Genomic DNA, 12,786 nt, shown 5'->3' with positions numbered 1-12,786 from the left:
CCATGGCAAAAGTGCTTTTAAAAGGAAATGAGGCCGTTGTAAAAGCGGCCATCGAGGCGGGCTGCCGGTATTTCTTCGGCTATCCCATCACGCCTCAGAACGAGATCCCGGAGTATTTTTCCAAAGAGCTTCCGAAGGTTGGCGGTACTTTTGTCCAGGCGGAAAGTGAGCTGGCGGCCGTCAATATGCTGTACGGTGCGGCTGCGGCAGGCGCCAGAGCCATGACCTCGTCGTCCTCGCCGGGAATTGCCCTGAAACAGGAAGGCATCGGATACATCACGCGGGCAGAGCTTCCGGCCGTCATTGTCAACATGATGCGCGGCGGCCCCGGACTCGGCGGCATCCAGCCGTCCCAGGCGGACTACCACATGTGCGTGAAGGGCGGCAGCAACGGAGACTACCACAACATCGTGCTGGCGCCGGGAAATCTCCAGGAGCTGACAGACATGGTGCAGGAGGGCTTTGACCTGGCGGATTTTTACAGGACGCCGGTGATTATCCTGGCGGACGGCCTCATCGGTCAGATGATGGAGCCGGTGGAACTTAGGAAACCGACGGCAAGAGAGCTGCCGAAAAAGGACTGGGCACTGCGGGGAAAAGGAGACGGCGAGCCCCACAGGATTTACAACCTGAACCTGGATGCGGCCGGCCTTGAACAGGAAAATATCCGTCTGTTTGAAAAGTATAAGGTTATTGAGGAAAACGAGCCGCAGCACGAGGATTACCGGATGGAGGATGCCGAGTACGCGTTCGTCTCCTACGGGACGGCTTCGAGAATCGTAAGGACGGCAGTGAACGCTCTGCGGGACGAGGGGTACCGTGTCGGCATGATCCGGCCAAAGACCTTGTGGCCGTTCCCGGAGAAAGCCTTTGAACGGACAGGAATCCGGAAATATATGGACGTGGAGCTGTCCATGGGCCAGATGATCGACGATGTGCGGCTGGCCTGCAACGATAAGAATAAAGTAGTCTTTTTCGGACATACCGGCGGCGTCCTCATAAACGTAGGCGAGCTTTTGGAGTTCGGAAGAAATGTGATGGGAGGCGGCAGATAATGGCAGTTTTATTTGAAAGGACAAAGGGAATTACCGATGTGCAGACCCATTACTGCCCGGGATGTTCCCATGGGATCGTGCACAGGCTCTTAGCCGAGTGCCTGGAGGAGATGGGCGAGCTTCAAAAAGCCATCGGCATCTCCCCGGTGGGCTGCGCCGTCCTGGCTCTTGACTATTTTAATTTTGACGGCATCCAGGCGGCCCACGGGCGGGCGCCGGCGACGGCCACCGGCATCAAGCGGGTACACCCGGATAAGCTTGTGATTACCTACCAGGGCGACGGCGACCTGGCTTCCATCGGCATGGCAGAGATTGTCCATGCGGCGGCCAGGGGAGAAAAGATCACGACGATTTTTATCAACAACGGAATCTATGGCATGACAGGCGGACAGATGGCGCCGACGACGCTTCCCGGCATGAAGGCCACGACGGCACAGCTTGGACGTGACGTGAATATCCAGGGATACCCGATCCGTGTCTGCGAGCTTTTGTCCACCCTGGACGGGGCGGCTTATATCGAGCGCGTGGCCGTCAATTCACCGGCCAACGTCATAAAGGCGAAAAAAGCCATCAAAAAGGCCCTGGAGGTTCAGAGGGAGGGCACCGGCTTTTCCCTTATCGAGGTGCTCTGTTCCTGCCCGACCAACTGGGGAAAGACGCCGGCAGAGGCCATGGAATTTGTGAAGGAGAAGATGATCCCCTATTATCCTCTCGGGGTTTATAAGGACAAGACAAAGGAGGGCGCGTGATGGGAAAAATCCATAGAATATTCTGCGCCGGCTTCGGCGGGCAGGGCGTCATGAGCATGGGACAGCTTCTTGCATACGGCGGGCTTCTTTCAGGAAAGGAAGTGACCTGGTGCCCGTCCTACGGACCGGAGATGCGCGGCGGCGAGGCCAACTGTTCCGTCATGATCGCAGACGAGCCCATCGGCTCCCCGCTCATTAAAGGCGACGCGACGGCCGCTGTCTTCATGAACATTGCGGCGTTCCACAAGTTCATGTCCCAGGTGGAGCCGGGCGGAACCGTGTTTGTCAATTCCAGCCTCGTGGAGGAGAAGGTGCCGCGGGACGACGTGCAGGCTTACTATCTTCCGGTCAGCGGCATGGCCGAGGCCATGGGAAACATCCGCCTTGCCAATATCATCATGCTCGGGGCACTCAATGAGGCGGAACAGATTCTGCCTTCTGCACAGATTACGGCGGCGTTCCAAGAGGTCTTCGGCGCGTCAAAGGAGTCCCTGATCCCGGTGAATGCGGAGGCGCTTCGAAAGGGCGCGGAGGCGATGCGGGAGATTTTGGGGAGAGAAGGGTGATAGCCTGGTAAAATTGATCTGTTGCTTTTTCGCGTCCTTCAGAGTATAATGAGAATGTAAGGAATACAAGGAATTCCGTGAATCAGATAGGAAAGGAGGACGTTCTATGGAGCTTGCAAAAGTTACTTCCAAGGGCCAGATTACGATTCCTGCTGCGATCCGGAAGCTGCTTGGCGTGAAAGACGGAGATAAGGTGCTGTTCATACAGGAAGGCAATAAGGTTGTGATGATGAATGCCTCTGTCAATGCACTGTTAGAAGCACAGAAGGCCTTTCAGGGGGCGGCAGAGGAGCTCGGACTGAAAGATGAACAGGATGTTGTGGAGCTGGTAAAGGAAATCCGGGCGGAAAGGCGTGACCAATATCAATGCGAATAATGCTGGATACGAATGTACTGATTTCAATGATCTTTTTTCCGGGGAAACGGTTTGAACGGATGTTGGATTACATCGTCCGGAATCATACGCTGGTACTTTCGTCGTTTGTTGTGGAAGAACTGATGGCAGTGACGGAAAGAAAATTTCCGGAAAAACGTGACAGCATGGACAGATTTTTATCGGCGCTGGGCTATGAGCTGGTTTATACGCCGCGCAAAATGAAAGGCGGTCTGTTTCATATTCGGGATATGAACGACTATCCCGTGCTTTATACGGCTGTTGCAGAAAACGCCGATATCCTGATTACAGGCGACAAGGATTTTGGCGGCATGGATCTTGAAAAGCCGGAGATTCTGACGCCGGCAGAGTTCATAGAAAGATATCTTTGAGTCATAACGATGGAGATAAACAACAGGCGGCCAGGGAACACGGCTTTCGTTCCCTGGCCGCCTGAAATATTACTCCATCACCTCATCCAAAAAGAAAATCCCCTCCGCCAGATTGATAAACATCTCTTTCTCTTTTATGGCGCGGGCTTTTCCTTTCCACCATACGGTGTCCCGGCTGGCGGAAATCTCGACGGCTGTGCCGTCCTTTAAAAAGTAGGTGACAGTCATTAAGGGCGCGTCACCCTCCGGGGCTTTCTCAAAAAGCGAGTACCGCAGGAAGCCGGTGAGCTGTACGGCCAGCTTAATGTTTTCCTCATCGGAGAATTCCTTCGGCGCGTCGGAGACCTCCGGGTAGGAAACGGTAACTTTTTCCACATCCCCGGCATCCGGGGCACCGATCAGGTACATCCCGTCCAGGAAGATATTGAAGGCCATGATCAGCGCGGCAGATGCCAAAACAGTAATCAGATACCGGAGAATGCTGTTTGCTGGCTTGCCTTTCATCCTGTGCCTCCTTTATGCGTGCTGGTAGGCAGCCCGCTCGCCGCCGATGTATTTAAGACGTGTCCTTGCGCATACCACATGGGCGGAGCCGATCTCCTTCACGGACGTGCGGACCGGCACAGCCACATGCTTTAAATGCATGCCGATCAGTGTGTCGCCGATGTCAATGCCGGCGTGGGCTTTTATGGATTCCACGGCACACGGCTTTTCAAATGCGTTCCAGGCGGCGGTGGAAAAGGAGCCGCCGGCCTTAAGCTGAGGAACCACGTTTACCATTTCAAGGCCGTATGTTACAGCCGTCTCCTCTTCGACAATCAAAGCCCGGTTTAAGTGTTCGCAGCACTGGGCTGCCAGCAGGACGCCGTGGGCCCTGGCCGCACCGTAAATGGCGTCAAAAACGGCTTCGCCCACTTCCTTGCTGGAATAGCAGCCGATTTTATGGGCGGCGATTTCGCTGGAGGAACAGCCGACGACGAGGATTTCGCCCGGCTTTATGCCGGAAACCTGAATCAGTTCCTCGGTCACGTCCTTTGCCTGTTTTTTAATCAGTTCCAGATCAACGTCGATGGATTTTGCAATATCTGTCGCACTCATGATGCATTCCTCCTCTTAATCAAAATGATAGGCGTCCAGAAGCTGTGCTTTCATGTGCCACAGCTCATGGGAAAGATCCACATGGACTTCATGGGGATTGACGAGACGTTTTGTCTCCTCCCAGAGGGTCTCCTGTTCCTTCCGGCAGTATTCCCGGATGTCCATGACCTTCGGGGAGCGGTAGACGCAGAGGCCGTCCTGGAACACCGGGACGAGAAGCTCTCTCAGCGTATAGGTGCCCGGCGCGAGAAGCGTCTTCTTCCACGTCTCAATGGGGTCGAAGAGCAGGAGAGAGTTTGCCGTATCAAATTTTTCGCCCACAAGGCAGATCAGATCGGCAATCAGCTTATGGCTCTCTGCACTGTAAATCCGGTAGATGGTCTTGTTGCCTGGGTTCGTGATTTTTTCCGTATTCTCGGACAGCTTGATTTTCGGGATGAATTTTCCGGTTTTCCTGTCCTTGATGGCGGCCAGCTTATAGACGCCTCCGAAGGAAGGCGTGTCCTTGGAGGTAATCAGGTTTGTGCCGACGCCCCAGGAGTTGATGGTTGCGCCCTGATGCTTTAAGCTGGAAATCAGGTGCTCGTCCAGGTCGTTGGAGGCGGAGATGACGGCGTCGGAAAAGCCGGCCGCATCCAGCATTTTTTTCGCTTCCTTGGAGAGGTAGGCCAGGTCGCCGCTGTCTAAGCGGATCCCGTAGAAGGTCAGCGGGATTCCGGCTTCGCGCATTTCCTTAAATACCTGGATGGCGTTGGGGATTCCCGATTTTAACGTGTCATAGGTGTCCACCAGAAGGATGCAGGCGCTCGGGTACAGCTTCGCATAGGTGCGGAAGGCCGTCAGCTCGTCGGGAAAGCTCATGATCCAGCTGTGGGCGTGGGTGCCCTTTACCGGCACGTCAAACATCTGGCCGCAGAGGACATTGGAGGTTCCGATGCAGCCGGCGATCATGGCGGCGCGGGCGCCGTAAATCCCGGCATCCGGGCCCTGGGCGCGGCGCAGTCCGAATTCCATGACGCCGTCGCCGTGGGCAGCATGAACGATCCGGGCTGTCTTGGTGGCAATCAGGCTCTGGTGGTTGATGATGTTTAAGAGGGCCGTCTCAATGAGCTGTGCCTGCATGATCGGGGCAATGACTTTGACGAGAGGCTCTCTCGGGAAGACGACGGTGCCCTCCGGAACCGCGTAAATGTCGCCGGTGAAACGGAAGGTATGCAGATACTCCAGGAAATCCTCTTTAAAGAGGCCGGTGGAGCGGAGATAGTCGATGTCCTCCTGATCGAAATGGAGATTTTCGATGTAGTCGATGACCTGCTCTAAGCCGGCGGCGATGGCGTAGCCGTTCCCGTCCGGGTTGGCACGGTAAAAGGCGTCGAAGATGACGGTCTCATTGGCATCCTTTTCATAAAAATAGCCCTGCATCATTGTCAGCTCATAGAGGTCTGTCAAAAGCGTCAGGTTGCGGTTGTCCATATTCATTCTCCTCGCTTCGTTGGGAATCCGGCCGGGCATAAAGAAAGCCGGCTCGAGATTCTGCCTGGCCCGCCGGAGTCTTTTGTATTTCGGTTATTATAGCAATAATAGAAGGAAAAGGCAAATTGAAAGTTAAAATATTAACAAAGGCAGACGGGACGGGCGGAAGGCGGGAATATGGCGGAAAATCGGCGAAAAAAACAGCGCGGGCGGCCTTGAATCCTTTCCGAAAATCCGATATACTGGACAGAGAGAGGAGAGATCATCATGAAATATGTAAAATTGTTTTTCGCCCTGTTGGCAGGAAACCTGATCGCCCACTATATCTGTAAATGGCTGGACAAAAACGTGTTTGCACGGTGATGGGAAAGGAGCTTTTATGGAATGTGAGCTCAGGGAATGGCGTATGGAAGATAAGGAGGCGCTGGCTGCCCTCTTAAACAACAAAAAAATTCTGGACAATCTGCGGGACGGGATTCCGTATCCCTATCAGGGGAAGGATGCGGAAGAATTTCTCTCGGCCATGCTGGCCGCCGATAAAGACAGGGTCTTTGCCTTCGCCGTCACGGCCGGAGGCGCCCTTATCGGCAGCATATCGGCGGAGCGCTGCCAGAACATCCATTCGCAGACGGCGGAACTGGGGTATTACCTGGGAGAGCCGTACTGGGGAAAGGGATACGGCGCCAGCGCCGTCAGGCAGCTCTGCCGCCATGTCTTTGAAAACACCGATATCCTGCGGATTTTTGCAGAGCCCTTTGCCTGCAATACGGCGTCCTGCCGTGTGCTTGAAAAAGCCGGCTTCCGGCTGGAGGGGACATTAAGAAGCAATGCCGTGAAAAACGGGAAGGTTCTGGATATGAAGATGTATGCCCTGTTAAGAGAGGACTGGAGCTGACAAGCCCTTTTTTTCGCATTTTCCCAAGAGAATTCTTGACTTTTCAACCTGACTTCATTATAATTATGGAGATAGTCTATATAAAAAGCAACGACGGAGACAGTAGGTTTGCAGGAAAGGCCAAAGCGAGCCGGGGACGATGGAAGCCCGGTGCCGGATGCAGGCGGAACATCACTCCCGAGCTGGCGGCTGAAGGCTTTAGTAGGCTTGCCCGGATTTCCCACGTTATCGGGAACTCATATGTCAGTATGCAGTAATAGGTGGTATAACGAGTGTACATTCGTCCTGTTCGCAAGAACAGGGCGTTTTTTCATTTCATGGAAAATTTTGTTCCTGTGAAACAAAAACACCCCGCGGGCAGGAATCCCCTGCCGGACGGGCTCTTGTTACTGCGGCACACAAAAATTGAAAGCTGCTGTGAAGAGAAAGCAGCAGACGAGACAAGATTGGAGGAATTTGTGTCATGTACGAGAAAGTGTCTGCGGATTTGAACTTTGTGGACAGGGAAAAGCAGGTGGAGAAATTCTGGAGAGAGAATAAAATCTTCGAGAAGAGTATCGACAGCCGGAGAAAGGGGAAACCATATGTGTTCTATGACGGCCCGCCGACGGCCAACGGAAAGCCCCACATCGGCCACGTGCTGACCCGCGTCATCAAGGATATGATCCCGAGATACCGGACCATGAAGGGATACATGGTGCCGAGAAAGGCCGGATGGGACACCCATGGCCTTCCTGTGGAGCTTGAGGTGGAGAAGATGCTCGGCTTAGACGGCAAGGAGCAGATCGAGGAATACGGCTTAGAGCCCTTCATCGAGCACTGCAAAAAGAGCGTCTGGAAATATAAAGGCATGTGGGAAGACTTTTCCAACACAGTCGGCTTCTGGGCCGACATGGATCACCCCTATGTCACCTACCATGACGACTATATCGAGTCCGAATGGTGGGCATTAAAGGAAATCTGGAACAAGGGCCTGCTCTACAAGGGCTTTAAGATTGTGCCCTACTGCCCGCGCTGCGGGACGCCGCTTTCCAGCCACGAGGTGGCCCAGGGCTATAAGGACGTGAAGGAGCGCTCCGCCATCGCCCGCTTTAAGGTAAAGGGCGAGGACGCCTGGTTCCTTGCATGGACAACGACGCCGTGGACGCTTCCCAGCAATGTGGCCCTCTGCGTGAACCCGAAGGAGACGTACGTGAAGGTGAAGGCGGCAGACGGCTATACCTACTACATGGCAGAGGCGCTTCTTGATACGGTGCTTGGCAAGCTTGCCGATAAGGAAAACGGGACGCCGGCCTACGAGATTTTAGAGACTTATACGGGAAAAGACCTGGAATATAAGGAATATGAGCCGCTTCTTGACTGTGCCGTTAAGACATGCGAGAAGCAGAACAAGAAGGCCTTCTATGTGACATGCGCCGACTATGTCACGCTGACCGACGGTACCGGCGTTGTCCATATTGCACCGGCCTTCGGTGAAGACGATGCCCAGGTGGGACGCCGCTATGACCTGCCGTTCGTACAGCTTGTGGACGGAAAAGGCGAGATGACGGCCGAGACTCCTTACTCCGGTGTGTTCTGCAAGAAGGCAGACCCGATGGTTTTAAAGGATCTGGAGGAAAAAGGCCTGTTATTCGAGGCGCCGGTATTTGAGCACAGCTATCCCCATTGCTGGCGCTGCGGGACGCCGCTCATCTACTATGCGAGAGAGTCCTGGTTCATCAAGATGACGGCCGTAAAGGACGACCTGATTAAAAACAACAATCAGATCAACTGGATCCCGGAATCCATCGGAAAGGGCCGCTTCGGCGACTGGCTGGAGAACGTCCAGGACTGGGGCATCTCCAGAAACCGTTACTGGGGAACGCCGCTTCCCGTATGGCAGTGTGAGTGCGGCCATATGCACTGTATCGGAAGCCGGGAAGAATTAAAGAAGATGAGCCCCAACTATGGGGATGTGGTTCAGAAATATAAGAAGGAAATGGACGGCGATACCGGCGAGGTGGAGCTTCACCGGCCGTTTATCGACGATGTGGTGATTACCTGCCCCGAATGCGGTAAGGAAATGCACCGGGTACCGGAGGTCATCGACTGCTGGTTCGACTCCGGAGCCATGCCCTTTGCACAGCACCACTATCCGTTTGAGAATAAAGAGCTTTTCGAGGCCCAGTTCCCGGCCCAGTTTATCTCCGAGGCCGTGGATCAGACGAGAGGCTGGTTCTACTCCCTGCTTGCGGAGTCGACGCTTCTCTTTAACAAGCCGCCCTATGAGAATGTCATCGTCCTCGGCCATGTCCAGGATGAGAACGGCCAGAAGATGAGCAAGTCCAAGGGCAATGCCGTCGACCCCTTTGACGCCCTGGAGAAATACGGCGCCGATGCGATCCGCTGGTATTTCTACATCAACAGCGCGCCGTGGCTCCCCAACCGTTTCCACGGAAAGGCCGTCATGGAGGGACAGAGGAAGTTCATGGGAACCCTCTGGAACACGTATGCATTCTTTGTGCTGTACGCGAATATTGATGAATTTGACGCGACAAAATATACGCTGGATTACGAAAAACTCACGGTCATGGACAAATGGCTGCTTTCCAAGTTAAATTCCACGGTGAAAGAGGTGGACGACGACCTGGCAAATTACAGGATCCCGGAGGCAGCGAGAGCCCTTCAGGATTTTGTCGATGACATGAGCAACTGGTACGTGAGACGGAGCCGCGAGCGGTTCTGGGCCAAGGGCATGGAGCAGGATAAGGTGAACGCCTACATGACGCTTTACACGGCGCTGGTGACGATCTCCAAGGCGGCGGCGCCGATGGTTCCGTTCATGACCGAGGAAATCTACCAGAATCTCGTAAGAAGCATCGACAAGGAGGCACCCGAGAGCATCCATCTCTGCGATTTCCCGGAGGTAAACGAGAGCTTCATCGACGGGGATCTGGAGGAAAAGATGGACGAGGTCTTAAAGATCGTCGTCATGGGCCGTGCAGCGAGAAATACGGCAAACATTAAGAACCGCCAGCCCATCAGCCGTATGTTCGTAAAGGCGCCCCGTGAGCTTCCGGAGTTCTACCAGGAGATCATCGAGGACGAACTGAACGTGAAGGCCGTGGAGTTTACGGACGATGTCCGCGCATTCACGTCCTACACCTTTAAGCCGCAGCTTAAGACTGTGGGGCCGAAATACGGAAAACAGCTTGGAAACATCAGAAAGGCACTTTCGGAGCTTGACGGAAACCAGGCCATGGATACGTTGAACGCAGAGGGCATGCTGAGATTCACCTTCGGCGATACGGTGGTTGAGCTTACAAAGGACGATCTCTTAATCGACATGGCGCAGACCGAGGGCTATGTGTCCGAGGGCGACAACACGGTTACGGTCGTGCTTGACACCAACATGACGCCGGAGCTTTTGGAAGAGGGCTTCTACCGTGAGCTGATCAGCAAGATCCAGACCATGAGAAAAGAAGCCGGCTTTGAAGTCATGGATCATATCCGCGTCTATGAAAGCGGAAATGAGAAGCTGGCAGAAATCATGAAAAAGTATGAGGACGGGCTGAAGGACGAGGTTCTGGCCGACGCCATCGTGACCGGAGAGGCGGACGGCTATACGAAGGAGTGGAACATCAACGGAGAGGATGTCGCCCTGGGAGTCGTGAAAGTAGAGAAATAAAAAACTAGGAGGAAACTGGTTTGGAGAATATCAATAAAGAACTCTTTAAGAAGACGGTTGTTTACAATGTAAAGAGCCTGTACCGCAAGACCATCGACGAGGCAACGCCGGCCCAGGTGTACCATGCCGTCGCCATGGCCGTAAAGGACATTATCATCGACAAATGGATCGCCAGCCACAAGGAATACGAAAAGCAGGACGTAAAAGTGGTTTACTACATGTCGATGGAGTTTTTAACGGGACGGTTCCTTGGGAACAACATCATCAACCTCTGCGCCCAGAAGGAGATCAAAGAGGCGCTTGACGAGCTTGGGTTTGACTTGAATGCCATTGAGGACCAGGAGCGCGACCCGGCCCTCGGAAACGGCGGCCTCGGCCGTCTTGCCGCCTGCTTTTTGGATTCCCTTGCGACCCTTGGCTATCCGGCTTACGGCTGCGGCATCCGCTACCGCTACGGCCTGTTCCGCCAGAAAATTGAAGACGGCTACCAGAAGGAAATCCCGGATGAGTGGTTAAAGGATGGCTATCCCTTTGAGATCCGCCGTGCCGAGTACGCCACCGAGGTCAAGTTCGGCGGCTACGTGGACACCGAGTGGGACGGCCACCGGAACAATTTCGTCCAGAAGGGCTACCAGTCCGTCATGGCAGTTCCCTATGACATCCCGATTGTGGGCTATGGCAACAACATCATCAACTCCCTGCGGATCTGGGACGCACAGCCGGTCAACACCTTCTCCTTAAACGATTTCGACAAGGGCGATTACCAGAAGGCTGTGGAGCAGGAGAACCTGGCAAAGACCATCGTAGAGGTGCTTTATCCCAACGACAACCACTATGCCGGCAAGGAGCTGCGCTTAAAGCAGCAGTATTTCTTCATCTCCGCAAGCGTTCAGCGGGCTGTGAAAAAATATAAGGAAAAACATGACGACATCCATAAATTCTACGAGAAGGCAGTCTTCCAGATGAATGACACCCATCCGAGCGTGGCTGTGGCCGAGCTCATGAGGATTTTGGTGGACGAAGAGCATTTGGAGTGGGATGAGGCATGGGAGATCACCACGAAGACCTGCGCTTACACGAACCACACGATCATGTCCGAGGCTCTGGAGAAATGGCCTATTGAGCTATTCTCCCGTCTGCTTCCGCGTATCTATCAGATCGTGGAGGAGATCAACCGCCGGTTCGTGGAAGAGATCAAGCGCCTGTATCCCGGCAATAACGAGAAGATCCGCAAGATGGCAATCATCTACGACGGACAGGTGCGGATGGCACACCTTGCCATCGTGGGCAGCTTCTCTGTAAACGGCGTTGCAAGGCTTCACACGGAAATCCTTGAGAAGCAGGAGCTTCGGGACTTCTATGAGATGATGCCGCAGAAGTTCAACAACAAGACAAACGGCATTACCCAGAGACGGTTCCTCCTTCATGGAAACCCGCTTCTTGCAGACTGGGTGACGGATAAGATCGGCGACGAGTGGATCCGCGATCTGTCCCATATTAAGAAGCTGGCCGTCTACGCAGACGATGCAAGATGCCAGCAGGAGTTCATGAACATCAAGTACCACAATAAGCTGCGCCTCGCCAAGTATATCAAGGAGCACAACGGCATCGACGTGGATCCGCGTTCCATCTTCGATGTGCAGGTAAAACGTCTCCATGAGTACAAGCGTCAGCTCATGAACATCCTTCATGTGATGTACCTGTACAACCAGTTAAAGGATAACCCGAACATGGACATCATCCCGAGGACGTTTATCTTCGGCGCCAAGGCGGCTCCGGCCTACACCAGGGCGAAGCTTACCATCAAGCTCATCAACTCCGTGGCCGATGTGATCAACAACGACCGCTCCATTAACGGAAAGCTTAAGGTGGTATTCATCGAGGATTACAGCGTTTCCAACGCCGAGCTGATCTTCGCGGCTGCCGATGTCAGCGAGCAGATTTCCACGGCCAGCAAGGAGGCCTCCGGTACCGGAAACATGAAGTTCATGTTAAACGGCGCCCTCACCATCGGCACCATGGACGGCGCTACGGTGGAGATGGCAGAAGAGGTGGGAGAGGAGAACATGTTCATCTTCGGCACCTCCTCCGACGAGATTATTAACCTTGAAAAGAACGGCGGCTACAATCCGATGGAAATCTTCAACTCCGACCAGGATATCCGCCGGGTGCTGATGCAGCTCATCAACGGCTACTATGCGCCGCAGGATCCGGAGATGTTCCGCGATATTTACAATTCGCTGCTCAATACTTATAACAGCGACAGGGCGGATACCTACTTTATCTTAAAGGATTTCCGCGCTTACATCGAGGCCGAGGATAAGATCGACAAGGCATACCGCGACGAGGCATGGTGGGCAAAGACGGCGATCTTAAACACCGCATGCAGCGGCAAGTTCTCTTCCGACCGTACCATCGAGGAGTATGTGAGAGACATCTGGCATCTGGAAAAGGTGAAGGTGGAAATGAAATAATGGGCCGGTGATCCGGTTCTAAAGAAACGGCTCGTCTCATAGAC

The 12,786-nt window shown here is 54.0% G+C and carries 11 protein-coding genes; 8 read left to right on the top strand and 3 right to left on the bottom strand.

Annotated elements, in window-relative coordinates; translation table 11 throughout:
- The first annotated feature begins 2 nt into the window (after nt 1-2).
- The 5 genes from vorB to KE531_00925 all read left to right on the top strand — a co-directional run bounded on the left by vorB (nt 3) and on the right by KE531_00925 (nt 3,135).
- On the top strand, nt 3-1,055 hold the full coding sequence (gene vorB, locus KE531_00945) for a 3-methyl-2-oxobutanoate dehydrogenase subunit VorB (protein MBR9952198.1): 1,053 nt from the start codon (nt 3-5) through the stop codon (nt 1,053-1,055).
- Nucleotides 1,055-1,804: a 2-oxoglutarate oxidoreductase gene (locus KE531_00940; protein ID MBR9952197.1), complete on the top strand. Its 750-nt coding sequence runs from the start codon at nt 1,055-1,057 to the stop codon at nt 1,802-1,804. Before vorB ends, KE531_00940 begins: the two co-directional genes overlap by 1 nt.
- The gene (locus tag KE531_00935; protein MBR9952196.1) at nt 1,804-2,370 is read left to right on the top strand and encodes a 2-oxoacid:acceptor oxidoreductase family protein; all 567 of its coding nucleotides are present in this window, start codon (nt 1,804-1,806) and stop codon (nt 2,368-2,370) included. Before KE531_00940 ends, KE531_00935 begins: the two co-directional genes overlap by 1 nt.
- A 106-nt stretch (nt 2,371-2,476) precedes the next feature.
- Nucleotides 2,477-2,746, top strand: a complete 270-nt coding sequence (locus KE531_00930) for an AbrB/MazE/SpoVT family DNA-binding domain-containing protein (GenBank protein ID MBR9952195.1) — start codon at nt 2,477-2,479, stop codon at nt 2,744-2,746.
- Nucleotides 2,737-3,135: a putative toxin-antitoxin system toxin component, PIN family gene (locus KE531_00925; protein ID MBR9952194.1), complete on the top strand. Its 399-nt coding sequence runs from the start codon at nt 2,737-2,739 to the stop codon at nt 3,133-3,135. Before KE531_00930 ends, KE531_00925 begins: the two co-directional genes overlap by 10 nt.
- Before the next feature lie 69 nt (nt 3,136-3,204).
- On the opposite strand, the gene KE531_00920 is transcribed toward KE531_00925, so the two are convergent.
- The 3 genes from KE531_00920 to KE531_00910 are packed head-to-tail and all read right to left on the bottom strand — an operon-like array spanning nt 3,205 to nt 5,706.
- Nucleotides 3,205-3,639: a hypothetical protein gene (locus KE531_00920; protein MBR9952193.1), complete on the bottom strand. Its 435-nt coding sequence runs from the start codon at nt 3,637-3,639 to the stop codon at nt 3,205-3,207.
- Nucleotides 3,640-3,651: 12 nt separating this feature from the next.
- Nucleotides 3,652-4,233, bottom strand: a complete 582-nt coding sequence (locus KE531_00915) for a TIGR01440 family protein (GenBank protein MBR9952192.1) — start codon at nt 4,231-4,233, stop codon at nt 3,652-3,654.
- Nucleotides 4,234-4,248: 15 nt separating this feature from the next.
- On the bottom strand, nt 4,249-5,706 hold the full coding sequence (locus KE531_00910; protein ID MBR9952191.1) for a nicotinate phosphoribosyltransferase: 1,458 nt from the start codon (nt 5,704-5,706) through the stop codon (nt 4,249-4,251).
- A gap of 379 nt (nt 5,707-6,085) precedes the next feature.
- On the opposite strand from KE531_00910, the gene KE531_00905 reads away from it, so the two are divergent.
- The 3 genes from KE531_00905 (at nt 6,086) to KE531_00895 (ending at nt 12,742) form a co-directional block, all read left to right on the top strand.
- Complete coding sequence (locus tag KE531_00905) at nt 6,086-6,601, top strand: GNAT family N-acetyltransferase (GenBank protein MBR9952190.1); 516 nt, start codon at nt 6,086-6,088, stop codon at nt 6,599-6,601.
- Nucleotides 6,602-7,064: 463 nt separating this feature from the next.
- The gene (locus KE531_00900) at nt 7,065-10,268 is read left to right on the top strand and encodes an isoleucine--tRNA ligase (GenBank protein ID MBR9952189.1); all 3,204 of its coding nucleotides are present in this window, start codon (nt 7,065-7,067) and stop codon (nt 10,266-10,268) included.
- 20 nt (nt 10,269-10,288) lie between these two features.
- Nucleotides 10,289-12,742 (top strand): glycogen/starch/alpha-glucan phosphorylase, encoded by a 2,454-nt coding sequence (locus KE531_00895; protein MBR9952188.1) that lies wholly within the window; start codon nt 10,289-10,291, stop codon nt 12,740-12,742.
- Nucleotides 12,743-12,786: the final 44 nt, after the last annotated feature.

The sequence above is a fragment of the Eubacteriaceae bacterium Marseille-Q4139 genome (assembly GCA_018223415.1).
Lineage (GTDB): Bacteria > Bacillota > Clostridia > Lachnospirales > Lachnospiraceae > CABSIM01.
The sequence above is the reverse complement of the archived record's forward strand: the minus strand, read 5'-3'. Positions and strand labels throughout refer to the sequence as shown.